Raw genomic sequence first — 25,804 nt, 5'->3', positions numbered from 1 at the left:
CATGCGCTTCTCGCGCTTCTTCATCGACCGGCCGATCTTCGCGGCGGTCATCTCGGTGGTCATCGTGCTGGTGGGCGCCTTCGCCTATCCGACCCTGCCCATCGCCCAGTATCCGGAGATCGCCCCGCCCACGATCACCGTGAATGCGGTCTATCCCGGCGCCTCGGCCGAGGTCATCGCCGACACGGTGGCCACGCCGCTGGAGCAGGAGATCAACGGCGTCGACGACATGCTCTACATGTCCTCGTCGTCGACCTCGGACGGGCGGCTGACCATCACCATCACCTTCAAGCTGGGGACCGACCTGAACGCGGCCCAGGTGCTGGTGCAGAATCGGGTGGCCTCGGCGGAGGCCCGGCTGCCGGAGGAGGTTCGCCGGCTGGGCGTCGTCACCCGGAAGGCCTCGCCGGACCTGCTGCTGGTGGTCCACCTCTATTCGCCGGACGGCTCGCGCAGCGCCGAATACATCTCGAACTACGCCACCCTGCAGCTGCGGAACCGGATCGCCCGCCTGCCGGGCGTGGGCGACGCCACCATTTTCGGCGCCCGGGACTACGCCATGCGGGTGTGGCTCGACCCCGACAAGGCCGCCGCCCACAATCTGACCGGCGGGGAGATCGTCCAGGCCCTGCGGAACCAGAACGTGCAGGTGGCGGCCGGCTCCATCGGGGCGCCGCCGTTCTCGGCCAATGGCGCAGCCTTCGAGCTGAACGTCTCCACCCAGGGCCGCCTGGTGGAGCCGGCCCAGTTCGAGAACGTGGTCATCAAGACCGAGGGCGACCGGGTGGTCCGCGTGCGCGACGTGGCGCGCGTGGAGCTCGGGGCCCAGGATTACAACCTCAACGCCTATCTGGACCGGGGCCAGAAGGCGGTGGCGATCGGCATCGCTCAGCGGCCGGGCTCCAACGCCCTGGCCACCGCCGACGGGGTGCTGAAGACCATGGAGGAGGCCAGCAAGAGCTTCCCGCCGGGCCTCGCCTACACGGTGATCTACAACCCCACCGAATATGTGGCCGAGAACATCAAGGAGGTCCGCAAGACCCTGTTCGAGGCCGTGCTGCTGGTGGTGCTGGTGGTGGTGGTCTTCCTGCAGACCTGGCGGGCGGCGATCATTCCCGTGCTGGCGATTCCGGTGTCGCTGATCGGGGCCTTCTCGGTGATGGCCGGCTTCGGCGCCTCGCTGAACAGCCTGTCGCTGTTCGGCCTGGTCCTGGCCATCGGCATCGTGGTCGACGACGCCATCGTGGTGGTCGAGAACGTGGAGCGGAACCTCGCCGCCGGCATGACGCCCAAGGAGGCCGCCTACAAGACCATGGAGGAGGTGGGCGGGGCGCTGATCGCCATCGCCCTGGTGCTGGTGGCGGTGTTCGTCCCCACGGCCTTCATCACCGGCATCTCCGGGCAGTTCTACAAGCAGTTCGCCCTGACCATCGCCAGCGCGACGGTGATTTCGTGCATCGTCTCCCTGACCCTGTCGCCGGCCATGGCGGCGCTGCTGCTGAAGCCGCATCCGGAGCATCCGCCGGCGCCCAGCGGCTGGCGCGCGCCGTTCCAGCGGTTCGGCCACTGGTTCAATCACACCTTCGAGGTGCTCAGCGCCCGCTACGGCCGGCTGACGGCCCATACCGTGCGGCGCGTGGCGCTGATGCTGGTGGTCTATGGGGTGTTGCTGCTGGTGACGGTGTGGCGGTTCGCGGCCACGCCCACCGGCTTCATTCCGCCCCAGGACCAGGGCTACTTCATCGCCGTGGTGCAGCTGCCGCCGGGCTCGTCCCTGGCGCGCACCGACGAGGTCGTCCGGCGGGTGACCAATGCGGCCCTGGACACCAAGGGCGTGGTGCATGCCGCGGCCTTCGCGGGCCTGGACGGGGCGACCTTCACCAACGCCCCCAACGCCGGGACCATCTTCCTGGGCCTGACGCCCTTCCATGAGCGGGGCAAGGAGGGAATCGACGACCAGGCGGTGCTCGACGCCCTGCGGGCCAAGCTGGGGACGATCCCCGGGGCCAATGTGCTGGTGATCCAGCCGCCGCCCGTCCAGGGCATCGGCACCGGCGGCGGGTGGAAGCTGATCGTCCAGGACCGGTCCGGGGCCGGTTACCGGGCGCTGGAGCAGGTGGCCGTCGACCTGATGATGGAGGGCAACCAGAAGCCTGAGCTGACCTCGGTCTTCACCCTGTTCAACACCTCCACCCCCAGGCTGTGGGCCGAGATCGACCGGGACAAGGCCGAACTGGCCGGTGTGCCGCCCGAGCGGGTGTTCGAGACCCTGTCGACCTATCTCGGCTCGGCCTTCGTCAACGACTTCAACTACCTGGGTCGGACCTACCGTGTGACCGCCCAGGCCGACGCCCCGTTCCGCGACGAGGCCTCGGACATCCAGCGGCTGCAGACGCGATCGAACAGCGGGGCCATGGTGCCGCTGGGGGCGGTGGCGACGGTGCGGGACGATTCCGGCCCCTACCGAGTGGTCCGCTACAACCTCTATCCGGCCGCCGAGCTGCAGGGCGACACCAAGCCCGGCGCCTCGTCCGGCCAGGCCCTGGCGGCGGTGGAGAAGATGGCCGACGAGCGGCTGCCCGAGGGCTTCGGCTATGAATGGACCGAGCTCGCCTACGCCCAGAAGGAGGCGGGCAACACCGGACCCATCGCCTTCGGCCTCGCCGTGGTGTTCGTCTTCCTGGTGCTAGCGGCGCAGTACGAGAGCGTGACCCTGCCCCTGGCGATCATCCTGATCGTGCCCATGTGTCTGCTGGCGGCGATCCTCGGAGTGAACCTCCGCGGCCAGGACAACAACATCCTGACCCAGATCGGCCTCGTGGTGCTGATCGGCCTGGCGGCCAAGAACGCCATCCTGATCGTCGAATTCGCCAAGCAGGCCGAGGATCGCGGCCTCGACCGCTGGGCGGCGGCGGTGGAGGCGGCGCGCACGCGCCTGCGGCCGATCCTGATGACGTCCTTCGCCTTCATCCTGGGCGTGCTGCCGCTGGTGGTGGCCAGCGGACCCGGGGCGGAAATGCGTCAGGCGCTGGGGACGGCGGTGTTCTTCGGGATGATCGGGGTGACCGGTTTTGGTCTGCTCTTCACCCCGGTGTTCTATGTGCTGTGCCGGGCCCTGTCGGACCGGCTGCCGCGCCGCCGACGGGCGCCGGACGCCGTCGGAGCGCCGGCCGAGTAGGGCTGGAGCGGCTTGACCTCCCCTGGGTCGCCCGCGCAAGTGGCCGGGAAACACCAAGGGGAGAGACAACGCATGGCGTTCAAACCGTTCGACCTGACCGGCAAGGTGGCGCTGGTCACCGGCGGCAACGGAGGGATCGGCCTCGGCATGGCGGAGGGCCTGGCCGCGGCCGGGGCCAAGGTGGCGATCTGGGGCCAGAACCCGGAGAAGAACGCCAAGGCCGAGGAGACGCTGAAGAGCTACGGCGTCGAGGTGCTGGTCCAGAAGGTGGACGTGGCCGACGAGCAGGCCGTTGTCGACGGCGTGGCCGAGGCCCTGAAGACGTTCGGCCGGCTGGACTTCGTGGCCGCCAACGCCGGCATCGGCGGCGGCGGGCCGTTCCATGAAATGACCACCGAGAAGTGGCGCCGGGTCACGACGGTGAACCTCGATGCGGTGTTCTGGACCTTCCGCGAGGCGGCCAAGCACATGATCGCCCGCGCCGAGGCCGGCGATCCAGGCGGCTCGCTGGTGGTGACGTCCTCCACCTCGGCCATCCACGGGGCGCCGCGCAACCAGGCCTATGCCTCGACCAAGGGGGCGGTGCTGGCGATGGTGCGAGGCCTGGCGGTGGAGTACGCCCGCTATGGCATCCGGGCCAATTCGATCCTGCCGGGCTGGATCGCCACCGACATGACCGCCGGGCTGCAGGCCTGGGACACCTTCAACGAGAAGGCCATCGGCCGGGTGCCTATGCGGCGCTGGGGCCAGGGCGACGACTTCTCTGGCATCGCCGTGTACCTGGCGTCGGACGCTTCGAAGTTCCATACCGGCGACAGCTTCGTCATCGACGGCGGCTATACGATCTTCTGATCGCCCGCCGATCGGGGCAGGGGAGCGGCGCGGATCTCTCAAGGTCCGCGCCGCCAGCGTCTCGCGCCGCGGCGGATGCCCCTCTGCTCCGTTGGACGTCCCTCACCGCGCCGTGCGAGCAGAGGCCCCGTGATCGCCGACCCGTTCTTCTACGCCCTGGCAGTTCCGGCGGTGATCATGATGGGGCTGGCCAAGGGCGGCTTCGCCGGCATCGGCGCCGTGGCCATGCCGCTCCTGGCCCTGGCGATCTCGCCAGTGCAGGCGGCCGCCATCCTGCTGCCGATCCTGATCGTGCAGGACGTTGTCGGCGTCTGGGCCTTCCGTAAGACCTGGGACCGGGGCGTGCTGGCGCTGATGCTGCCCAGCGCAGCGGTGGGAATCTTCCTGGGCTATCTGCTGGCTGCACAGGTGTCGGCGACCGTGGTGCTGGCGGTCTTGGGCGCCATCTCGATCCTCTTCGCCGCCCATAGGCTGTGGAGCCAGCGGGGCGGGCGGGTGACGGCGCCGTCGAACGCCCCCTGGCCGCTGGGGGCGCTGCTGGGCGTGGCCTCGGGTTTCACCAGCCAGATCGCCCACGCGGGCCAGCCGCCCTTCCAGATGTGGGTGCTGCCCAAGAACCTGAGTCCCGCGAGCCTGGTGGGGACCACGGCGATCTTCTTCGCGGTGGTGAACTGGGTGAAGGTTCCGGCCTACATCGCCCTTGGCCAGTTCACGCCGCAGAACCTGTCGACCTCGGCGGCGCTGGCGCCGGTGGCCATCGCCTCGACCCTGGCCGGGGTCTGGCTGGTGCGGCGGGTGAAGCCGGACCGGTTCTATACGATCATCTATCTGCTGATGATCGTGGTGGGCGCTCAGCTCCTGTGGGAGGCCTTCGGGGGCTAGCGCTCGGACGCAGCCCCTCCGGGTTCGGGCTCCTCCCGAGGGAAAAGCCTTAGTCGGTGAAGACGACGGTCTTGCGGCCGTTCAGGAGGACGCGGTCCTCGATGTGCCAGCGGACCGCCCGGGCCAGCACCCGGCGCTCGATGTCGCGGCCCTTGCGGATAAGCGCGCTCGGCGTGTCGCGGTGGCTGATCCGCTCCACGTCCTGCTCGATGATCGGGCCCTCGTCGAGGTCGGCGGTGACGTAGTGGGCGGTGGCCCCGATCACCTTCACGCCGCGGGCGTGGGCCTGGTGGTAGGGGCGCGCGCCCTTGAACCCTGGCAGGAACGAGTGGTGGATGTTGATGCAGCGCCCCTCGAGCTTGCGCGACAGGTCGTCCGACAGGATCTGCATGTAGCGGGCGAGGACCACGAGCTCGGTCCCCGTCTCCTGGATCAGCTTCCAGAGCTGGGCCTCCTGCTGGGGCTTGGTCTCGGGCGTGATCGGCAGGTGGTGGAAGGCGATGCCGTGCAGGTCGGTGTGCGGATAGGTCGAGGCCGGGTGGTTCGAGACCACGGCGGTGATGTCCATCTGCAACTCGCCCTGGCGCCAGCGCCAGATGAGGTCGGCCAGGCAGTGGTCCTGCTGCGAGGCGAGGATCATCACCCGGCGGCGCTCCTTGCGGCCGCGCAGGCTCCAGCGCATGCCGTACTGCTCGCCAAGGGGCGCGAAGATCGCGCGCCAGGCCTCGGCGTCGGAGGCTCCCGGATCGAAGACCACGCGCATGAAGAACTGGCCGGTCTCGGCGTCGTTGAACTGCTGGGCGTCGAGGATGTTGGCGCCGCGCTCGAAGAGCAGGGCGGAAACCCGGGCGACTATGCCGGGCTGGTCGGGACAGGAAAGCGTCAGGATCATCGCGGGGGCGAGGTCGCAGGCTAAGGCGCTGCGGTCAAGGTGCGGCGCCCATTGCGGGGGGCGGCCGGAGCCTTAAGGTGGCGGTCCATGAGCTATGTGGACGGTCGGTTCGCGAATCCGCGCGCAAAACGCTTGGCGCTGACGGTGCTGGGGCTGCTGGCGGTCGGCAGTTTCGTGAACGGCGTGTTCCGGGACGTGGAGTTGCGCTGGCCGGGCGAGTCGGGCCCGCCGGCGGCTCCACCACCGCAAGCGCCCACAGATCCGGCCTCGGAAGCGACGCCGCCGACGTCCGCGCCGCTGACGTCCGCGCCGGAGACCGAAGCGCCTGCCGAGACGGCGGAACCCGAGGCCCCCGCGGCCAAGACCGAGGCGGCCCCGGTCGAGGCGCCTGCCCCGGCGCCCGAGATCACCGTCCCGCCGTCGGCGCCCGCAGCTCCCACGCCCGCGCCCGAGCCTGCCCGGCCATCGGCTGCGCCGGCGCCTGCCGCATCGGAAGAGCCGCCGATCTGAGGCCTATCGACCGGCCGGAGGTTGTCGGCTAGGCCTCTGGCGTCGCAGCCGATGCGGGCGTGGCGAAACTGGTAGACGCAACGGACTTAAAATCCGTAGGGCCGCAAGGCTCGTGCCGGTTCGATCCCGGCCGCCCGCACCAAACCTTCCCGCCCTAGACGACAGTGGGCCCGGTCCCGGGCGGCGCATTCGCGAGCTGGCCCACCGTGCGCAGGGCCTCGGCCAGGACCGCCCGGCGGGGCGCCCCGCCCAGGGAAATGCGCACGCCGTTGGGGGCTGTGTCGGAAAGGGCGAAGGCTTCGGCGGTGGTGAGGGCAAGGCCCCGGCCTTGCGCCGCCGCGCGCAGGCGATCGGCCGAGGCGCCGGCCGGCAGCGGCAGCCAGACATGCAGGCTTTCGGGCGCGCCGAGGGCCTGGGGGATCGCTTCGGCGGCCAGGGCCCGACGGGCGCGGGCCTCGGCGCGGACCGCGGCGAGAACTGTCTCGGCGGTCCCTTCACGAATCCAGCTGGTGGCGATGGCGGCCATGAGCGGGGCGGCCATCAGGGCGACGGCCCGAAGGGCGTCGGCGATCCGCGGCGCTTCGTCCGGCGGGGCGACCACATAGGCGATGCGAAGGCCGGGGGTCAGGCACTTGGAGAGGGTGGCGATATGGATCACCTGATCCGGCGCGAGGGCGGCCAGCGCTGGCATCGGCGCCTCGCCCAGCCGGCTGTAGGGGTCGTCCTCGATGATGCGTGTCCCCGCCGCGGCGGCGATGCGGACGATTTCCCGCCGGCGATCGAGGCCCAGGCTGGTGGCCGTGGGGTTCTGCATGGTGGGGACGAGGTACAGGGCGGCAGGCCGATGCTCGGCGCAGAGCCGTCCCAGGGCCTCGAGGTCAGGGCCCTCGGTGTCGGACGCCAAGGGGACGGCTCGAAGGCCCTGCTGGGCCGCCACGGCGCGGAAGCCGGGATAGGTGAGGGCCTCGGCGATCACCGTATCGCCCGGGCGGCAGAGGCAGGCGAGGACGGCGGCCAGCGCCGCCTGGGCGCCAGGGCTGACCAGCACCCGGTCCGCCGGAACCTCGCCCAGGACCGGGGCCAGCCAGCGGGCGCCCGCCAGCCGCTGTCCGAGGGCGCCCGCGCCGGGGTGATAGGCCATCAGCGTCGCCGCATCAGTACGCTGGAGGATCGCCGCGGCGGTCTCCTGGAGAAGGCGGCCGATGGCGAGCCCCTCCGGCGGGGGCGGCAGGTTCATGGAGAGGTCGACCACCCCAGCCTCGTCGGCCTCGGGGCGAGCGCGGACGAAGGTGCCTCGGCCGACGGTCCCCTCCAGCAGGCCGCGGTCGCGGGCGGCGGCATAGGCCCGGGTGACGGTGGTGAGGTCGATCCCCAGGCGTTCGGCGACGGTCCGTTGGGGCGGCAACCGCTCCCCGGGCTGGAGTTCGCCGCTCCGCACGGCCTCGGCAAGGGCGTCGGCGATGGCGAGGTAGAGCGGCCCTTCGCGCCGTACCCGGGACAGCCAGGTCTCGGCTGCAGGGCGGTCAGGCGTGGGGCTTGTATCAGGCATCCGCGATCCATACATTATGTTCGGATTGTACGGACTGCAATCCGGATTGTATGGAAGGGCCTGTCATGTCGGAGCGCACGTCGCCCCCCACCATCGTCGCCGGCCTGCGGTGCCGGTGCCCGCGCTGCGGCGAGGGCCGGGTTTTCGAAGGCTTCCTGAAGGTCGCCCCCGCCTGCGACAACTGCGGCCTCGACCTCAGCTTCGCCGATCCGGCGGACGGCCCCGCCTTCTTCGTGATGAGCGGCGTGGCGGTGATCGTGACGACCTTCTGGGGCGTCTGGGCGGTGATGGCTCAGCCGCCGATCTGGGCCCAGCTCGCCGTGGTGTTCCCGGCGCTGATCATCGGCTGCCTTGGCGCCCTGCGGCCGGTGAAGGCCTGGATGGTCGCCGAGCAGTACGTGCACCGGGCCGAAGAGGCCCGCTGGGAAAGCACGGGCACGCACGGCCGGGCGCCCAAGGGTTACAAGCCCAGCGGCAGGTAAGGGCTGAAGGCGCGAGGGCTCAGCTCTCGCCCTCGATGGCGATCAACTCGATGTCGAAGAGCAGGGCGCTGCCGTTGGGGATCGGCGCCCGGTTGCGATTGCCGTAGGCGAGGTCGGCGGGGATGGCGAACAGCCAGCGCTCACCCACCCGCATCATCGGCACGCCCTCCTGCCAGCCCGGGATGAGCCGGTCGAGGGGGAAGGTGGCCCGCTCGCCCCGGTCGCGGGACGAGTCGAACGTCCGCCCGTCGATTAACGTGCCGGTGTAGTGGATGGTGACCGTGGCCCCCGGCGCCGGCCTGGGGGCAGACGCCCGGGCGCGCTTGACCACCTTGTACTGCAGGCCGCTGTCGGTGGTCTTCCAGCCGGGGCGGCGGGCGTTCCAGGCGAGATAGGCGGCCTGGCCCTGCTCCCAGCGCCCTTGCGGATCCATGGACGCGGCTTCGGCAGGCGGGGCCGCCGTGGGCTGTGTGGCGCAGGCGGCGAGCACAAGACAGCTCGCGGCGACGGCGATCTGGCGGATCATCTTTCCCGACTCTCCCGATTGGCGACGGGCACCGTCGGGCTTGCGGGCGTTGCGCGCAAGGCTCGGCTTGCTACCAATGACGCCGCCACAAGGGGGACCCCATGAAGTCCAAGCTCGCGTTGTTCGTCGCCGCCTCGATCGGCATCACGCCGGCGTTCGCCCAGCAGCCGCCCGCGACCAGTCCGGCGGCGGCGCCGACGGCGAGCGCCAAGCCCGCCGGCTGGGACGTGAACAACCCGCCCACGGTGGCACGCCTCCGCGAGGTGCGCATCGACGTGGACGAAGGCACCTGGATGGACCTGGACGTCAGCCCAGACGGCCGCACCATCGCCTTCGCCCTGCTGGGGGACATCTATGTGATGCCGATCACCGGCGGCGCGCCCACGCGGATCGCCGAGGGCCTGGCCTGGGAGGTGCAGCCGCGCTTCTCCCCCGACGGCAAGCGCATTGCCTTTACCTCGGACCGGGGCGGCGGCGACAACATCTGGGTGATGAACCTCGACGGTTCGGACAAGCGGCAGGTGACGAAGGAGGACTTCCGACTCCTGAACCAGCCCACCTGGAGCCCGGACGGGCGTTTCATCGCCGCCAAGAAGCACTTCACCACGGGCCGCTCGCTCGGCACCGGCGAGGTGTGGCTCTACCACGTCTCGGGCGGCGGCGGCGTGCCGCTGGTGAAGCGGCCGAACGAGCAGCATCAGAAGGAGCTCGGCGAGCCGGTCTTCGCGCCGGACGGCAAGGCGATCTACTACACCCGCAACATCACCCCGGGGCCGATCTTCGAATACGCCCAGGACTCCAACACCGACCTGTTCAACATCGAGCGCTACGACCTTGCGACGGGCGAGGTCTCGACCGTGGCCGCCGGGGCGGGCGGCTCGGTGCGGCCGGCGCCCTCGCCGGACGGCAAGAGCTTGGCCTTCATCCGCCGGGAGCGGACCAAGTCCGCCCTGTGGGTCAAGGACCTGGCCTCGGGCGTGGAGCGGAAGGTCTACGCCGACCTCGACCCGGACATGCAGGAGACCTGGGCGGTCATCGGTCTCTATCCGAACCTCGCCTGGACCCCGGATTCCAAGAGCCTGGTGTTCTGGGCCGGCGGCAAGATCCGCCGGGTGAACGCCGATGGCACGGGAGCGCAGGTGATCCCGTTTCGGGTGAGCGACACCCGCACCGTGATCGAGGCCCCGCATCCCAAGGTGGAGGTCGCCGCTGACCGCTTCACCACCCACATGACGCGCTTCGCCGCCGTCTCGCCCGATGGCCGGCAGGTGGTCTATGAGAACCTCGGCAAGCTCTACGTGAAGCCGATGGCCGGCGGCGCGCCGCGGCGGCTGACCCGCACCAATGACGACAGCTTCGAGCTGTGGCCCGCCTGGTCGCGAGACGGGCGGAGCATCGTCTTCGTGAGCTGGACCGATGCCGGGCTGGGCCGCATCCGCACCGTGGCCGCCTCGGGCGGGACGCCCAAGGATGTGACCGAACAGCCCGGGCACTACGCCCGGCCACAGTTCTCGCCGGATGGCAAGACGATCGTCTTCGAGAAGAACGCCGGCGGCTATCTCACCGCCCGCGCCTGGTCCGAGAACCCCGGCGTCTACCGGGTCGCGGCGAGCGGCGGGACGCCCGAGCGGATCGCTCGCGACATGAGCTCGCCCCACTTCGGCGCCTCGAGCGACCGCGTGTTCATGGTGGGTTCGGAGAAGGGCAAGCAGCAGCTGGTCTCCACCGACCTGAACGGGGAGGCCCGGCGGGTCCACGCCCAGGGCGAGCTGGTGAACGACTACGCGGTCTCGCCCGACGGCCAGTACTTCGCCTTCCGGCAGAACTACGAGGTCCACGTCATGCCGCTGATGCCGGGCGGCCAGGAGGTGGCGGTGGACCAGAAGGGCGGGCCGCTGCCGGTGACCCGGGCGAGCTTCGGCGGCGCCAACTGGATGCACTGGTCGCAGAACGGCGGGCAGCTCCACTGGAGCGTGGGGCCGACCGTGTACACGGTCTCGACGCCGGCCTTGTTCCGCTCGGCCCCGGCCGGCGAGGACGCGCCGAAGTTCGAGCCCCCGACGACTGGCGTCTCGCTGGCGATCGAGGTGGCGGCCGACAAGCCCACGGGGACGATTGCGCTCACCGGCGCGCGGATCGTCACCATGGCCGGGCCCGACGGTGGGATTATCGAGGACGGCGTCATCGTCATCCAGGGCGACCGGATCGCCGCCGTGGGGCGGCGCGGCCAGGTGCAGGTTCCGGCGGGCGCCAAGACCGTCGACCTGGCGGGCAAGACCATCATCCCGGGGCTGGTGGACGCCCATGCCCACGGCCCGTACGGCGTCGACGAACTGGTGCCGCAGCAGAACTGGTCGCTGATGGTCAACCTGGCCCTCGGGACCACCACGATCCACGACCCGTCGAGCCGCGCCGCCGAGGTGTTCGCCGCCCAGCAGATGCAGCGGGCGGGGCTGATCCTGGGGCCGCGCATCTTCTCCACCGGCGAGGTGGTCTACGGGGCCAAGGCGCCGGGCGGCTATGCCGAGATCAACACCCTGGACGACGCCATCGCGCATGTGCGGCGCCTGAAGGCGCAGGGCGGGCACAGCGTGAAGAACTACAACCAGCCGCGCCGCGACCAGCGGATGATGGTGGTGGAGGCCGCCCGCCGGGAGAACATGCAGGTGGTGGCCGAGGGCGGGGCGATGTTCGGCCAGGACATGACCATCGTCGCCGATGGCAACTCCACCCTCGAGCACAACATCCCGCAGCTGCGGCTGTACGAGGACGTCCTGAGCTACTTCAGCCAGGCCACCACCAACTACACGCCGACGCCGATCGTCACCTTCGGCGGCCTCGACGGCGACCGTTACTGGCGCGCGCACACCAATGTCTGGGAGCAGCCGCTGCTGAAGGCCCATATTCCGCCGGCCCAGCTCGCCGCGGACAACGCCCGGCGCCCGATCGCCCCGGAAGAGGACTATGTGGACGACGACAACGCCCGGGAGGCCCACAAGCTGGCCAAGCGTGGCGTACTGGTCTCGATCGGCGCCCATGGCCAGCAGGCCGGCATCGGCTCGCACTGGGAGCTGTGGTCGTTCGTGCGCGGCGGGATGAGCCCGCTGGAGGCGCTGGCGGCGGGGACCATCGTCTCAGCCAGGTCGCTGGGCATGGACGCCGACATCGGCTCGCTGGAGGCCGGGAAGCTGGCGGACCTGGTGGTGCTGGACGCCGATCCCGTCGCCGACATCCGCAACTCGGAGAAGATCCACCGGGTGATGCTGGGCGGGCGGCTGTACGACCCGGCGACCCTGAACGAGGTGGTGACCGGCGATCGCAAGCGTGGCCGCTACTGGTGGGAATGATCTGAAATACGTCTGCAAGGTTGCGCCCCGATTTTCCTCCCCAAAGCGCCGCATCGAACGGCGTTTCTGGAGAGTGAAGACCATGTCGAAGACCGTTTGGGGCGCCGCCGTCGGAGCGCTCACGCTTTGGGCCGGGCCGGCGCTGGCCGGGGATGTGGCGGGCGTGGCCTGCACCAACCCGCCGCCTGCCCGCTGCGAAGGCGAGGCCTGCGTCACGAGCGGGGACCTGGCGAATTTCGGTAACGCCGTGGACGAGAAGACCGGCCGCAAGTTCTGGCTGGACTATCCCTGCGACCTGAAGCCCGGCGAGAAGGTGGTGTTCATCCTGAACCTCCACGGCGCCGGATCGGTGGGCAACTGGCAGCGTCACTACTTCCCGGTGGCCGACTACAAGGAGAAGTACCGGCTGGTGGTGGCGACCCCGACGGCGGCCACGACCACGCCCGTGCGCCGGTGGGACGCGGCGGCGGACGATGCGCACCTGCAGAACATCACCGAATGGGTGCTGGGGACCTTCGGGCGGTCGAACATCCGCGCCTTCTGGCTCGCCGGCCACAGCCAGGGGGGCATGACCTCCAGCCGGATCGTCTGCAGCGATTACTTCAAGGACAAGGTGGACGGCTGGCTGAGCCTGTCGGGCGGCCGCGTGGGGCAGGCGCCCTTCGTGGCGCGGTTCGGTCCGCCGAAGGCCGACGGCTCGCCGCCGGATGCGCGTCCATGGGGCGCGCTGCCGCCGCAGGCGCCGCCCGCCTGCGACTTCTCGCATATCTTCACCGTGGGCGAGTACGAGATCGAGAGCCTGCCCGAGACCTCGCCCCTGGCGGAGCGGTTCGGCTGCGGCCCGCGCGTGCGGCGTCAGGACATCGTCGACGACAAGCCGGGCCACGTCTGGGACTATGAGCGCGCCGGCTACAAGGTGTGGGGCATGAAGGCCCGGCCGGGCGTCGCCCAGGCCTGGACCTTCGACAAGTGCCAGGACGGCCGAGTGGTGGCCGACGTGGTGCGGATGGACAAGGGCCACACCGAGGGCCTGGAGCCGCGCGTCACCGAGGAGCTGGTCAAGCTGATGGTCTCGGCCAAGGGCGGCAAGCTCCAGGCCCAGGCGGGCGCCGACTAGCCGCCGAAGTTCGCCGTCAGCATGGCGCGCACGGTGGGCGGCGCCACCGGATAGAAGAGGCCGGAGCGCGAGGCCCACCAGCCCGCGCTGCCGGTGACGTTGGACGCCAGGAGCCGGAACTGGGCCGGGCGGCCACCGAGCTCGAAGCGCCGGCGAGCACCCAGATTGAGGAGCGCCTGGCCGGGCGTGCGGAAGCTGTTACGCACGTCGCCCCAGCGGGCGCTATCGTAGCTGAGCTGGGCGTCGACCGACCAGCCGTCGCCCAGCTGCCGCTCGATGCTGGCGTTGGCCACGAAATCTGAGACGCCCGCCGCGCGGTCGCCCACCAGGCCGGCGTCCACCAGATCGCCCGAGACCTTCGGCTGGAAGGCCACGGCGCCCAGGACGACGCTGGTCCGGCCGTCCAGGCGGCCGGCCAGGAAGGCCTCGACGCCCCGGTGCCGCACCTCGCCCACGAAGCCGAACGAGCCGTCGGGCCGCATGCCGGTGGTGGGCTTGGAGACCTCGAAAACGGCGCCGATGATGGTGAGGTTGTCGGCAAAGGCGTGGCGCACGCCGAGTTCGAACTGCTCGGCCTCCACAGGGGCCAGGACCTCATTGCCGTTGGTGGCGTTCTGGGGCGCGACGCCGGATTCCTCGAGACCCGTCACCCAGCTTCCGAACAGGCTGGTGCGAGGCGAAAGGCTCCAGACGGCCGAGGCGTTGTAGAGCGTGCTCTCCTCGATCGCGCGGGTGTGGACGCCGTCGACGGTGAGGACCTGCTTGTCGTAGCGGGTGCGGTGGGCGCCCAGGCGGACCTGCAGCCGATCGGCCCAGACGAGGCCGTAGCCGACGGAGGCGGTGTCCTGCTCCACCACGTCCCGGCCGTGATCGCCGCGCCACTCGGGCTCGGAGGACGGCGCGACGTCGGTGGCGAGGGTGAGCGGGCCCAAGGGCGTTGCGAGGCCGCTGGCAAGTTCTACGTCACTTCGGCGAGCCCGGACCGAGGCGCTGACCAGGTGGCTGAAGTCGCCGGTCTGGAAGACACGGCCGACGCGGGCCTCGGCGGAATCGGCGGTGTTGGTCTTGGCCGGGTTGAGGAAGGTGGTGGCCTCGGCGGAGCCGTCCGCCCGGATCTCCAGGAGGGTGAAGTCGCTGCGGCGGACATCGAACACCGAGTGGACGGCCGACAGGTCCACCGACCACGGCCCGAAGGCGCCGGAGTAGAGGGCGCCGAAGTTGGCGTTGGTCGCATCCACCCGGGCCCAGTCGGGGGAATAGTTGTGCTGCCGGCGGACCTTGGGCGGCGTAGCGCCGTCCGCGGGCTTGGCGGCCCAGTCGCCGTCATAGTCGCGGACATAGGCGGTGGCGAAGGCGCGGAGCGTCTGGCGGTCCGAGAGCCGCCAGCGGCCGACGAGCCCTCCGTCCAGGGCCTTGCCCTCAGTGCCCGGAGCCCAGCGGACTACGGGACGCCAGACCAGGCCGCCGGCGAGGCCGAACCTGTCGGCCTCGTCGCGCCAGGAGCCGTTGAACTCGACGGTGTGAGTCCCGAAGTCGCGCAGGCCGGCGCCGACGCTGAAGCCGTTCGCGCCCGTGGGCTCGCGCAGGCGATAGTTCACCACGCCCGACGGCGCGGGGTAGGCGAGGCGGGTGACGTTGACGCCCACACGCACGCTGACCCCCGCCAGCACCGGGTCGTTCAGACCCGCGCTCCGGGCGAAGTAGGCGTCGTTGATCCGGTAGGCGCCGGAGTTGTTGAGGTCGAAGCCCCGGACCTGGCCTTCGTTGTAGAGGCCGATCTGCTCGACCCCCACGCGCTCGCCGAAGGCGTCGGCTGCTGAGCGGAGGGCGTTGTCCTGGGCGGCGGCGGGGGCGGCGATGGCGGCTCCCGCGAAAATCGGAACGATGATACGTGACATCCCTGTAATCCGGGCGAACTGGGGTGTTCAGACCGGCCGGGTTGTCGGATGTTGCCGCGGGGAAGGCGTGGCGGCGGACGTGATTTATTCGTGATGGTTTCGCGATGAACGAGCATGTCGCCCTGTGGCCGAAGCTGGCGCTCGCCCGCGAGCTGCCCTTCGCGCTGGCCGGCACGCTGGTGCGGCCCTCCGCCCTTGAGGTGGAGACGAACGGCCACGTCACCGCCCTGGAACCGCGGGTGATGAAGGTGCTGGTGGCGCTGCATCGCGCCCGCGGCCAGCCGGTCAGCCGCGACGAACTGATCGACCTTTGCTGGGAAGGGCGCATCGTCACCGAGGGGGCGCTGAACCGCTGCGTGGCGCAACTGCGCAAGGCGCTGTCGGACAATCCGTGCATCCGGCTCGATACGATCCCCACGGTGGGCTACCGCCTGCAGGTGGACGAGACCCGCCCGCGACCGGGGCCGATGGCGCCGCGCCCGGCGGTGGTCGAGGCTGCGCTGGTGCGGCGAGTCCCGCCCTGGCGCTGGATCGCGGCGGGGGGCGCGGTGCTGGTCGTGCTCGCGGGCGCGGCCTGGCTAGCGCTGAGCCCGCGGCCGGTGGCGTGGACCACGGAGGCCTACCGCCCGCTGACGGCGGAGTTGGGCATGGAAACCCACCCGGCGATTTCTCCCGACGGCCAGCAGCTGGTCTATGCCCAGCGGCCGGACTCCACGGTGGGGCGCGACCTCTACATCCGGGGCGTGGACCAGGGGACGCCGGTGCGGATCACCACCGACCCCGCCGACGACCACAGCGGCGCCTGGTCGCCGCGGGGCGACCGGGTGGTGTTCGTGCGCAGCTATCCGGACGGCGCCTGCGCCCTGGTGGTGGCGCCCGTTCCGCTGGGCCCCGAGCGCGTGGCGGCGCGCTGCGAATCCTCCACCTACACCCGGGTGGGCTGGCTGGACGACGACACCCTGGCCATCGGCGACCGGCCCAGGGGCGATCTCCTCTACCGCATCCGGGCGGTGAACCTGACGAGCGGGGCGATGCGCGACCTGACCTCGCCGCCGGTGGACACCCTGGGCGATGCAGACCCGAGCGTGTCGCCCAACGGGCGATACATCGCCTTCCGCCGCAGCCTCCTGCACGGGGCCGACGACCTCTACCTCAAGGACCTGAAGACCGGCCGCGAGCGGGCGCTGACCACCGACGGCTGGAAGGCCGCAGGCTATGTTTGGTCGGCGGACAGCCGGCACATCTTCTATTCGTCGAACCGGGGCGGCGAGTTCGGCCTGTGGACCATCGACACCGCTCGCAACGAACCGCCGAAGCGGATCGGACTGGCAGTCGGCCGGGTCACCTTCAGCCGCATGTCCATCGACCGGCGCAACCGGCTGGTGGTGGAGGCGCCGCGCAGCCGCACCAACATCGCCGCGGTCGCGCCGGACGGGGCGATCCATCCGGTCACGGACGCCATGGGCAGCGACTGGGATCCCGAGGCCGCGCCCGATGGGACGGTGGCCTACGCCTCGGACCGCAGCGGCGGGGCGGAGCTGTGGGTCACCCGGCCGGACGGCCAGTCGGTGCGGCTGACCCGCATGGGCGGCTCGTACGTCCATTCCCCGTCCTGGTCGCCGGACGGGCAGAGCCTGGTGTTCGTGGGCGTGAAGGGGCGGCGGGCCGAGATCTACACCGTCGGCCGGGACGGCTCGCGGCTGCGGGTCATCACCTCGGACGGGCGTGACAAGCTGGACCCGGTGTGGGGGGCGGACGGGCGCATCCGATATGTGGAGCGCCAGGCGCGGCGTTACCGGGTGATGGAACTCGCGGCGGACGGCCGCGGCGGGCCGATGCCTACGGGCCAGGACGGCGTATGGGCCCTGAAGATCGGGCCGGATGGGCGGTTGTTCGGTGAGACCGTAGGGGGCGCCAGCGCCGGCCCCCTGGACGGCGGCGGACCGTCAGCAACCCTGGGCCCGTCGGATTCCTGGGCGGTGGGGCGAGACGGCATCTTCATCAAGCGCGCCCGGGGCAAGGGGCCGGCGGCGGTCTGGCTCCAGCCCTGGAGCGGCCCGGCCCGGCGGATCGCCGAGGTCCCGACGATGACCGGCGAGATCGGCGCCGGGCCCGACGGCCGGGGGCTGATCTCGCGCAGTCTGGATGAACAGGTCGATCTCGGGATGTTCGACCTGAGCGCCGGGCGTTAGCCGGCGGTCGGCGCCGGGTAGCGGTAGCCTTCGCCCTGGCCCTTGGCCGCGGCGTACTGGGCTTCCACGAAGGCCCAGTTCACAGCCTCGTCGAACCAGCGCTCCAGGAAGCCCTTCCGGTCGTTCTTGTAGTCCAGATAGTAGGCGTGCTCCCACACGTCGCAGACGAGCAGCGGGAAGCCGTCCTCATGGACGAGGGCGGTGTCGCCGTCGTGGTAGGAGGTGACCTTCAGGCCGTCCGGACCGGCGAGCAGCCAGGCCCAGCCCGACGCGAAGTGGCCGACGCCCTCCGCGACAAAGACTTCCTTCAGCTTGGCGAGGCCGCCGAAGGCCTCGATGGCGGCGGCGAGCTCGCCCTGCGGAGCGCGGTAGTCGGGGGTCATGCACTGCCAGAAGAAGGCGTGGTTCCAGGCCTGGCCCGACTGGTTGAACAGCTTCTGGTCGCCGGTCCGGCGCGCCTCGCGCACCACGTCCTCGAGCGGGCGATCCGCAAGCCCTGCCTGGGCGGCGAGTTCGTTCGTCTTGTCGACGTAGGCCTTGTGGTGCTTGCCGTGGTGGGTCCGCAGGGTGTCGGCGGAGACCACCGGCTCAAGGGCCTCATGGGCGTACGGAAGCTCGGGCAGGACGTACATGTCGGGTTTCCCCTGATAAAAGGAACAGGAATGCCGCCGGTCGGCGATTCAACCGCGGAATGGCCGAGGCGTTCCGGTTAAATGGTCAATGTCGCCTCCGAGGGAAACCTCTTCCCTTCACTTGAGATCGACTCGCAGCTATGCGCGCCCGGGACATGGGCCGGCGCGGGCCGTTTCTGCCCGGAGGCGGCGGCGTCGATGAGGGGGAGACGCCCGCCCCACGGCGGAGCCGGCGTCTACTGCGCGGCCGTCTCCTGGGCGTAGCCGAGCTGTTCGTTCAGGCGCTCCAGGACCTCGATGGCCGCCTCGGGGACGACGGTGCCGGGCGGGAAGATCGCCGCCACCCCCATCTCCTCCAGGGCCTTGAAGTCCTCGGGCGGAATGACGCCGCCGACGAAGACCACAATGTCGGGACGGCCCAGCTTGGCGAGTTCGGCCTTCAGCTCGGGCACGAGCGTCAGGTGGCCGGCGGCGAGGGAGCTTGCGCCCACCGCATGGACATTGTCGCGCACCGCCTGGGCGGCGGTCTCGGCCGGCGTCTGGAACAGGTCGCCGATATCCACGTCGAAACCGAGGTCGGCGAAGCCCGAGGCGATCACCTTCTGGCCACGGTCGTGGCCGTCCTGGCCCATCTTGGCCACCAGCACGCGAGGCTTGCGGCCGTCCGCCTGCCGGAAAGCCTCGGCCATGGCCTTGGCGCGCTGGCCGGCCGGCGTATCGCCCGCCTCGCGTAGATAGACGCCCCGCACGGCGTCGGCGTGGGCCTTGTGCCGGCCGAACACCTTCTCGAGGGCGTAGGAGATCTCGCCCACCGTGGCCTTGGCCCGGGCGGCGGCCACGGACAGTTCGAGCAGGTTGCCATTGCCCGCCGCGCCGGCGGTAAGGGCGTCGAGGGCCGCGGCGACCGCTTCGGGATCGCGCTCGGCCTTCAGGCGGGCGAGCTTGGCGATCTGGGCGTTGCGGACGGCCGAGTTGTCCACCTTCAGCACCGGGATCTCGTCGGCGACCTCGGGCCGGTAGCGGTTCACGCCGACGACGGTCTGGTGGCCGGAATCGATGCGGGCCTGGGTGCGGGCCGAGGCTTCCTCGATGCGGCGCTTGGGCAAGCCGTCCTCGATGGCCTTGGCCATGCCGCCCAGGGCCTCCACCTCGGCGATGTGGGCCAGCGCGCGCTCGGCGAGGGCGGCGGTGAGGGCCTCGACGTAGTGGCTGCCGCCCCAGGGGTCGACCACCCGGGTCTGGCCGCTCTCCAGCTGGATGAACAGCTGGGTGTTGCGGGCGATGCGGGCCGAGAAGTCGGTGGGCAGAGCCAGGGCCTCGTCCAGCGAATTGGTGTGCAGGCTCTGGGTCTGGCCGCCGGTGGCCGCCATCGCCTCGATGGCCGTGCGGGCGACGTTGTTGAACACGTCCTGGGCGGCGAGGGACCAGCCGGAGGTCTGGGTATGGGCGCGCAGGGAGAGCGAGCGGGGGTCCTTGGGGTCGAACTCCTGCTTCATGAGCTTGGCCCAGAGCAGGCGCGCGGCCCGCTGCTTGGCGATCTCCATGAAGACGTTCATGCCGGCGTTCCAGAAGAACGACAGGCGCGGCGCGAACTGGTCCACCGTCATGCCGGCGGCGACGCCCGCGCGGACGTATTCGATGCCGTCGGCTAGGGTGTAGGCGAGCTCCAGGTCCAGCGTCGCCCCGGCTTCCTGGATGTGATAGCCGCTGATCGAGATCGAGTTGAACCGCGGCATCTCCTTCGACGTGTAGGCGAAGATGTCCGCGATGATCCGCATCGAGGGGCCGGGCGGATAGATGTAGGTGTTCCGGACCAGGAACTCCTTGAGGATGTCGTTCTGGATCGTGCCCGTGAGCTTTTCGTGCGGGACGCCCTGTTCCTCGGCCGCCACGATGTAGAGCGCCAGGATCGGCAGCACGGCGCCGTTCATAGTCATGGACACGCTCATCCGGTCGAGCGGGATGCCGTCGAACAGCGTGCGCATGTCGAGGATGGAGTCGATGGCCACGCCCGCCATGCCGACATCGCCGGTGACCCGGGGGTGGTCGGAATCGTAGCCCCGGTGGGTGGCGAGATCGAAGGCGATGGACAGGCCCATCTGACCGGCCGCCAGGTTGCGGCGGTAGAAGGCGTTGGAGTCCTCGGCCGTGGAGAAGCCCGCGTACTGGCGGATGGTCCACGGGTTGGTGGCGTACATGGTCGGGTAGGGGCCGCGGACGTAGGGCGCCAGCCCCGGATAGCCGGTGAGCTTGGCGAAGGCCGCGGAATCGGCCGGGCCGTAGGCCGGCTTCACCGCCACGCCTTCGGGCGTCTCCCAGGCCGCGCCGGCGGGCGCGGGGCAGGTCGGACTCTCGGCCTCGAAGGGCAGGGATGCGAAATCGGGGAAGCTGCTCATTGCGCCGCCTCGTACTTTTCGGACAGCCGCATGGGCTTGAGGGCCACGCACCGGCCGTCGGGACCGGGCAGGCGGGGATCTGGGGCCGAGACCGGCTGGGCCGCAGGCGGCTCCACCTCGACCGGGGCGTCCTCGGCGGGCGGGAAGGCGGTGACGCCGACGATCTTCAGCTCGCCCCGGGCGGCGTTGGCGGCCTCGACCTCACGGGCGATGTCGCCCTTCTCGAGGGCGGCGATGAGGCCGCCGGCGGCCTCGATGGCCTGGAACCTCGCCCAGGCGGCGCGGGCGATCTCGTCGGTGAGGGCCTCGATATAGCCCGAGCCGGCGGCCGGGTCGGCGACGCGACCGATGGCGGCCTCTTCCATCAGCACGAGCTGGGTGTTGCGGCTCTGGCGGCGGGCGAAGGCGGTGGGCAGGCCGACCGCATCGGTGAAGGCGCCGAGCTGGACCGCATCGGCCCCGCCGACCGCCGCCCCGAAGCCGGCGGCGGTAAGCCGGATCATGTTGGTGTAGGCGTCCTTGGCCGCCAGCATCCGGCGCGAGGAGCGGGCCTCGATCCTCGCCAGGGGATCGGCCCCACACGCGCCGGCGATGCGGGCCCAGACCACCCGCGCCGCGCGCAGCTTGGCGATGACCAGGAAGTAGTCGGCGTCGGCGCTGAGGCCGAGGGTGATGCGGGCGAAGGCCTCGGCCATGGGCAGGCCGGCCCGCACCAGGGCCTTGGCGTAGGCGATCGCGGAGGCGGCTGCGAACGCCACCTCCAGCGCCTCGCCGCCGCCGGCCTCGTGGGCGACGCGGCCCGAGGCCAGGAACAGCTGGGCGTTGGGATAGGGCTGGGCGAGGCGCACGGCGACGGTGGCGGCGCTGACCAGATGGCTCTCGATAGGCCCGGGGCTCGCGCCCGTCTCGGCGAAGGCGCCCAACGGATCGAGGTTGAAATTGAGCTTGGCTCCCGGTGAGGACTTGGCGACGGCGTGGAGCCAGTCGGCGGCCTTGGGGCCAAGGAAGCCCGCATCCAGGCCCACCGGGGCCAGTTCGACGATGACGTCCTTGAGCGCCAGGGCGAGATGGTCGGCCGAGCCGATGGCGACGCCCGCCTGGCCGGTGGGATCGATTTTCACCGTCACCGAGGCCGCGCCGCCCGACAGGTCGGCCAGCAATTCGGCGTTGGCGCGGGCGGGGTCCGGATGGGCCGTCAGCGTGCGCAAGTCCCAGGGGCGCTCGGCGTCGAACGGCCGGGGCGGGAAGGCGGCGGCCTTGGCGGCCTGCGGATACAGCGGCTGGATCGCCAGGCCCTCGGCCGTGGATTTCACCAGGCTGTCGAAGGGCTTGTCCCCGAGGGTCTTGGCGACGAGGGCGCGCCAGGCGTCCTCGCCCGCAGGGGTGAAACCGGGGTCCAGGAGGCGTGCGTCCGACATGGGGGCAGATGGGCCCCCACGCGCGGGCGCGTCAAGTTCACCCAGCGTGACGGAGGCTTGATCGGCAGGACGGGCGACTCGGCGCAAATTCGGCAATCAAGCCCGGGAGGAACACCATGCCCGTCGACTATCGAACCCAGGACATCCTGATCGACTGGGGGCCGCGGGTGGCCGTGGCCATCGTCATCCTCATCGTCGCCCATTTCCTGGCGAAGGCGGCCCAGTGGGGACTGGCGCGCGTCATCGACCGGATGCCCGGCGCCAAGCAGCACAACGCCGAGGCCGATCCCAAGGAAACAGTGGGCTACCAGCTTGGCCAGCTGGCCTACTGGCTGGTGCTGCTGGTGGGGATGATCGGCGCCCTGACCGTGCTGGAGCTGACCACCATCGTGGCGCCGCTGAACGGCCTGCTGATCGAGGTCACCGCCTTCATCCCGAACCTGATCGGGGCGGTGGTGATCTTCTTCGTGGGCTTCATCGTGGCGACCCTCGCCCGGCGAGTGGTGGAAGCAGGCCTGGCCGCGGCCCGGATGGACAGCTGGCTGGAGCGGGCGGGCCTGTCGCGGGTCACTGGCGCCTCGGGCCTGTCGCGGACCGTGGGGACCCTGGTCTTCGTGCTGATCATCATCCCGGTGACCATCGCCGCCCTGCAGCAGCTGGGCCTCAGCGCCATCTCCGATCCGGCGGTGGCGGTGCTGGCCACGGTGCTGGACGCCCTGCCGCGGGTGCTGGCGGCGGCCATCGTGCTGGCGGTGGCCTTCGTGATCGGCCGCTGGGTGGCGAGCCTGCTGGAACAGCTGCTGCCCTCGCTGGGCTTTGACCGCAGCCTGCAGGCCCTCGGCGTCGGTCCCGCCGAACCGTCGGCCGAGGCTGAGGCCGGGGCGGAGGCAGAGATCCCGGCCGGTGCCGCTCCGGTGAGGCTCACGCCCTCCAAGGTGGTGGCGCGGCTGGCGCTGGTGGCGATCATGCTGTTCTCGGCCGTGGAGGCCGCCCGGCTGCTGGCCTTCGCCGCCATCGCCGTGATGCTCACCGAGATTCTGGAACTGGCCGGCCATGTGCTCTTCGGCGGGGTGATCATCGCCATCGGGGTGATGATCGCGAACTTCCTGTCGGGCCTGATCGACCGGTCGACCAATGGCGCGGACGGCTTCGCCTCGGACATCGTGAAGTGGGCCACCATCGCTCTGGCCACCGCCATGGGCCTGCGCTTCATGGGCATCGCCGACGAGATCGTGATTCTCGCCTTCGGCCTGATCCTGGGCTCGGCGGCCGTAGCCGCGGCCCTGGCCTTCGGCATCGGCGGGCGGGAGGCGGCTGCCCGGCTGCTGGAGAAGTGGACCAGGGGCGGGCCGAGGCCCTGACCTTAGGCCAAACGAAGAAGGGCCGCGCGGACATCTCCGCGCGGCCCCTTGTTCGTCAGGCTGACCGCCCCGCGGGGCGAAACGCCTAGATCCGTTCGACGATGATGGCCGGAGCCATGCCGCCGGCGGCGCACATGGTGACCAGGCCGCGCTTGAGGCCGCGGCGCTCCAGTTCGTCGACGACAGTCCCGATCAGGATGGCGCCGGTGGCGCCGATCGGGTGGCCCAGCGCCATGGCTCCGCCGTTCACATTGACCTTCTCGCGATCGAGGTTGAGGTCGCGGATGAACTTCTCCGCCACCACCGCGAAGGCCTCGTTGATTTCCCACAGGTCGATGTCGTCGGGCGTCAGGCCGGCCTTCTTGAGCACCTTCGTCGCGGCCGGCACCGGGGCGTTGAGCATCAGGGTCGGGGAATCGCCGACATTGGCCATGGCGACGACCCGGGCGCGGGGCTTCAGGCCATTCTTCCTGGCGTACTCCGGCGAGGCCAGCAGGACGGCGGCGGCGCCGTCGACCACGCCCGACGAGTTCCCGGCGTGGTGGAAGTGCTTGATCTTCAGATCGGGATAGACCCGGTTGATGAGGCCGGCGAGGGTCGTGCCTTGCTCGTCCAGGGGCACATGGGCCATGGCCTCGAACGAGGGCTTAAGGGCCGCAAGGCCCTCACGGGTGGTCTGCGGGCGCGGGAACTCCTCGCGGTCGAGGGCCACGGTCCCGTCTTCGCGATAGACCGGCACCAGGGCCCGGTCGAAAGCGCCTTCGGCGATGGCCTTGGCGGCGCGCTGCTGGGAGACATAGGCAAGCTCGTCCAGCGCCTCGCGGGAAATCCCCTCCATGGTGGCGATGGCGTCGGCGCAGACGCCCTGGTGCGACTGCGGATGCTTGGCGCGCAGGCGGGTGTTGCCGGAATCGATCAGCGCCGGGCCGCCGTCGGGGCCCTGGGTGCTGGCGGTGGCGGCGGTGTAGCTCATCATCTCGGTGCCGCCCGCGATGACGAGGTCCTCCATGCCGGACATGATCTGGGCGGCGGCGAGGTTCACGGCGGTGATGCCGGAGCCGCAGAAGCGGTCGAGGGTGACGCCGCTGGCGCGCACGTCGAAGCCGGCGTCGAGGGCGGCCATCCGGCCGAGGTCGCCCCCCTGCTTGCCGCGCTGGGACGAGGTGCCCCAGATGATGTCGTCGACTTCCTCAGTCTTGAGATTGTTGCGCTCGGCGATGGCCTTGAGCACCGTGGCGGCGAGATGCTGCGGATGGTGGTCGGCCAGAGCGCCCTTGCCGACCTTGCCGATGCCGCGCGGAGTGCGACAGGCGTCGATGATCAGGGCTTCGGGCATACGGGTTCCTCCCCTCAAATTCGGCGCGACAGTTCTCCGGCGGCCGTAGCGTCAGTCCAGCGACAAATGCGTGTTGCCCATGGGGCGTGGCGACCATACGCTGTAAATCTAACAACCGTTCGAGGTGACTCCATGGCCCTGCCGCCCGTCCTGCGCGACCGCCTCCGTCTGCCGGTGATCGCGAGCCCGCTGTTCATCATCTCGAACCCCGACCTAGTGATCGCCCAGTGCAAGGCGGGGATCGTGGGTTCGTTTCCGGCGCTGAACGCCAGGCCGGCTTCGCTGCTGGACGAGTGGCTGCACCGGATCACCGAGGAACTGGCGGCCTGGGACCGCGACCATCCGGACACCCCCTCGGCGCCGTTCGCCGTGAACCACATCGTCCACAAGACCAACGACCGGCTCGAGCATGACCTGGAGGCCTCCACCAAGTGGAAGGCGCCGATCGTCATTACCTCGCTGGGCGCCCGGGAGGATGTGAACGCGGCCGTCCATTCCTACGGCGGCGTGGTCCTGCACGACGTGATCAACGACCGCTTCGCCCGCAAGGCGGTCGAGAAGGGGGCCGACGGCCTGATCACGGTGGCCGCCGGGGCCGGGGGCCATGCCGGCACCCTGTCGCCCTTCGCCCTGGTGCAGGAGATCCGCGAGTGGTTCGACGGGCCGATCGCCCTGTCGGGCTCCATCGCCAGCGGCCGCGCCATCCTAGGCGCCCAGGCCCTGGGCGCGGACCTAGCCTACATGGGCTCGGTGTTCATCGCCACCAAGGAGGCCAACGCCGAACAGGCCTACAAGGACATGATCGTCGCCTCGAGCGCGACGGACATCGTCTATTCGAACCTGTTCACGGGCGTGCACGGCAACTACCTGGCGCCGTCGATCCGGGCGGCGGGGCTGGATCCGGACAACCTGCCCGAAAGCGACCCGTCGAAGATGAACTTCGGCTCGGGCGGCAATCAGAAGTCCAAGGCTTGGCGCGACATCTGGGGCTGCGGCCAGGGCATCGGGGTGGTGAAGGACGTGCCCGCGGCGGCCGATCTGATCGCGCGGCTCGCCGAGGAATACGAGAAGGCCAAGGCGGAACTGGCGGAGAAAACGTCCTTCACGCCCGGCCGGGCGTTGCTGGCCGCCGAGTAGCTTTCAGAATTTCTGCGGCGCGCTCCAGCTTATTCAGAGTGCGCCAATAGGAATAACGGTGTTTATCCCCCAGACCAGATAGGAATTGGGGGAATAAGC

General features: G+C 70.5%; 18 protein-coding genes and 1 tRNA gene. 11 read left to right on the top strand and 8 right to left on the bottom strand.

The window, feature by feature from the left end:
• Position 1 precedes the first annotated feature (1 nt).
• From BO64_RS06615 to BO64_RS06605, 3 genes are all read left to right on the top strand, one after another.
• On the top strand, positions 2-3,178 hold the full coding sequence (locus tag BO64_RS06615; protein WP_496402493.1) for an efflux RND transporter permease subunit: 3,177 nt from the start codon (positions 2-4) through the stop codon (positions 3,176-3,178).
• 72 nt (positions 3,179-3,250) lie between these two features.
• Positions 3,251-4,030: an SDR family NAD(P)-dependent oxidoreductase gene (locus BO64_RS06610; protein WP_496402492.1), complete on the top strand. Its 780-nt coding sequence runs from the start codon at positions 3,251-3,253 to the stop codon at positions 4,028-4,030.
• 129 nt (positions 4,031-4,159) lie between these two features.
• The gene (locus BO64_RS06605; RefSeq protein WP_496402491.1) at positions 4,160-4,912 is read left to right on the top strand and encodes a sulfite exporter TauE/SafE family protein; all 753 of its coding nucleotides are present in this window, start codon (positions 4,160-4,162) and stop codon (positions 4,910-4,912) included.
• Positions 4,913-4,961: 49 nt separating this feature from the next.
• On the opposite strand, the gene purU is transcribed toward BO64_RS06605, so the two are convergent.
• Positions 4,962-5,804, bottom strand: coding sequence for a formyltetrahydrofolate deformylase (gene purU, locus BO64_RS06600; RefSeq protein WP_496402490.1), 843 nt, complete (start codon positions 5,802-5,804; stop codon positions 4,962-4,964).
• An 87-nt stretch (positions 5,805-5,891) separates the two neighbouring features.
• Between purU and BO64_RS06595 the strand changes: the two genes are divergently transcribed.
• The gene (locus tag BO64_RS06595; RefSeq protein ID WP_496402489.1) at positions 5,892-6,314 is read left to right on the top strand and encodes a hypothetical protein; all 423 of its coding nucleotides are present in this window, start codon (positions 5,892-5,894) and stop codon (positions 6,312-6,314) included.
• Positions 6,315-6,367: 53 nt separating this feature from the next.
• Positions 6,368-6,456, top strand: a tRNA-Leu gene (locus BO64_RS06590).
• A 12-nt stretch (positions 6,457-6,468) separates the two neighbouring features.
• Here BO64_RS06590 and BO64_RS06585 read toward each other — a convergent pair.
• Positions 6,469-7,863: an aminotransferase-like domain-containing protein gene (locus BO64_RS06585; RefSeq protein ID WP_496402488.1), complete on the bottom strand. Its 1,395-nt coding sequence runs from the start codon at positions 7,861-7,863 to the stop codon at positions 6,469-6,471.
• A gap of 65 nt (positions 7,864-7,928) precedes the next feature.
• Between BO64_RS06585 and BO64_RS06580 the strand changes: the two genes are divergently transcribed.
• Complete coding sequence (locus tag BO64_RS06580; RefSeq protein ID WP_496402487.1) at positions 7,929-8,345, top strand: DUF983 domain-containing protein; 417 nt, start codon at positions 7,929-7,931, stop codon at positions 8,343-8,345.
• Positions 8,346-8,364: 19 nt separating this feature from the next.
• On the opposite strand, the gene BO64_RS06575 is transcribed toward BO64_RS06580, so the two are convergent.
• The gene (locus tag BO64_RS06575) at positions 8,365-8,871 is read right to left on the bottom strand and encodes an FKBP-type peptidyl-prolyl cis-trans isomerase (RefSeq protein ID WP_496402486.1); all 507 of its coding nucleotides are present in this window, start codon (positions 8,869-8,871) and stop codon (positions 8,365-8,367) included.
• 101 nt (positions 8,872-8,972) lie between these two features.
• Here BO64_RS06575 and BO64_RS06570 point away from each other — a divergent pair, with 101 nt between their 5' ends.
• Positions 8,973-12,218 (top strand): amidohydrolase family protein, encoded by a 3,246-nt coding sequence (locus BO64_RS06570; RefSeq protein ID WP_496402485.1) that lies wholly within the window; start codon positions 8,973-8,975, stop codon positions 12,216-12,218.
• Between the two features lie 82 nt (positions 12,219-12,300).
• A complete protein-coding gene (locus tag BO64_RS06565; protein WP_496402484.1) occupies positions 12,301-13,335 on the top strand; it encodes a hypothetical protein in 1,035 nt (344 codons plus the stop codon).
• Here BO64_RS06565 and BO64_RS06560 read toward each other — a convergent pair.
• Entirely contained in the window at positions 13,332-15,233 is a 1,902-nt protein-coding gene (locus tag BO64_RS06560) for a TonB-dependent siderophore receptor (protein ID WP_496402483.1), read from the bottom strand. The two genes, BO64_RS06565 and BO64_RS06560, sit on opposite strands and share 4 nt — an antisense overlap.
• Positions 15,234-15,337: 104 nt before the next feature.
• Here BO64_RS06560 and BO64_RS06555 point away from each other — a divergent pair, with 104 nt between their 5' ends.
• Positions 15,338-17,425, top strand: a complete 2,088-nt coding sequence (locus BO64_RS06555; RefSeq protein WP_496402482.1) for a winged helix-turn-helix domain-containing protein — start codon at positions 15,338-15,340, stop codon at positions 17,423-17,425.
• On the opposite strand, the gene BO64_RS06550 is transcribed toward BO64_RS06555, so the two are convergent.
• The 3 genes from BO64_RS06550 to BO64_RS06540 all read right to left on the bottom strand — a co-directional run bounded on the left by BO64_RS06550 (position 17,422) and on the right by BO64_RS06540 (position 21,871).
• On the bottom strand, positions 17,422-18,057 hold the full coding sequence (locus BO64_RS06550; RefSeq protein ID WP_496402481.1) for a superoxide dismutase: 636 nt from the start codon (positions 18,055-18,057) through the stop codon (positions 17,422-17,424). The two genes, BO64_RS06555 and BO64_RS06550, sit on opposite strands and share 4 nt — an antisense overlap.
• A 236-nt stretch (positions 18,058-18,293) precedes the next feature.
• Positions 18,294-20,453, bottom strand: a complete 2,160-nt coding sequence (gene scpA / locus BO64_RS06545) for a methylmalonyl-CoA mutase (protein WP_496402480.1) — start codon at positions 20,451-20,453, stop codon at positions 18,294-18,296.
• Entirely contained in the window at positions 20,450-21,871 is a 1,422-nt protein-coding gene (locus tag BO64_RS06540; RefSeq protein ID WP_496402479.1) for a methylmalonyl-CoA mutase family protein, read from the bottom strand. Before BO64_RS06540 ends, scpA begins: the two co-directional genes overlap by 4 nt.
• Before the next feature lie 116 nt (positions 21,872-21,987).
• On the opposite strand from BO64_RS06540, the gene BO64_RS06535 reads away from it, so the two are divergent.
• Positions 21,988-23,232, top strand: a complete 1,245-nt coding sequence (locus BO64_RS06535) for a mechanosensitive ion channel (protein ID WP_496402478.1) — start codon at positions 21,988-21,990, stop codon at positions 23,230-23,232.
• A gap of 85 nt (positions 23,233-23,317) precedes the next feature.
• Here the strand turns inward: BO64_RS06535 and BO64_RS06530 are convergent, their stop codons facing one another.
• Positions 23,318-24,568: an acetyl-CoA C-acetyltransferase gene (locus BO64_RS06530; RefSeq protein WP_496402477.1), complete on the bottom strand. Its 1,251-nt coding sequence runs from the start codon at positions 24,566-24,568 to the stop codon at positions 23,318-23,320.
• A gap of 132 nt (positions 24,569-24,700) precedes the next feature.
• Between BO64_RS06530 and BO64_RS06525 the strand changes: the two genes are divergently transcribed.
• The gene (locus tag BO64_RS06525) at positions 24,701-25,705 is read left to right on the top strand and encodes an NAD(P)H-dependent flavin oxidoreductase (protein ID WP_496402476.1); all 1,005 of its coding nucleotides are present in this window, start codon (positions 24,701-24,703) and stop codon (positions 25,703-25,705) included.
• The last annotated feature ends 99 nt before the right edge of the window (positions 25,706-25,804 follow it).

Source organism: Phenylobacterium composti DSM 19425, from assembly GCF_059568645.1.
Note: the sequence above shows the minus strand (reverse complement) of the source record. Positions and strands in the feature narration are given on the sequence as shown.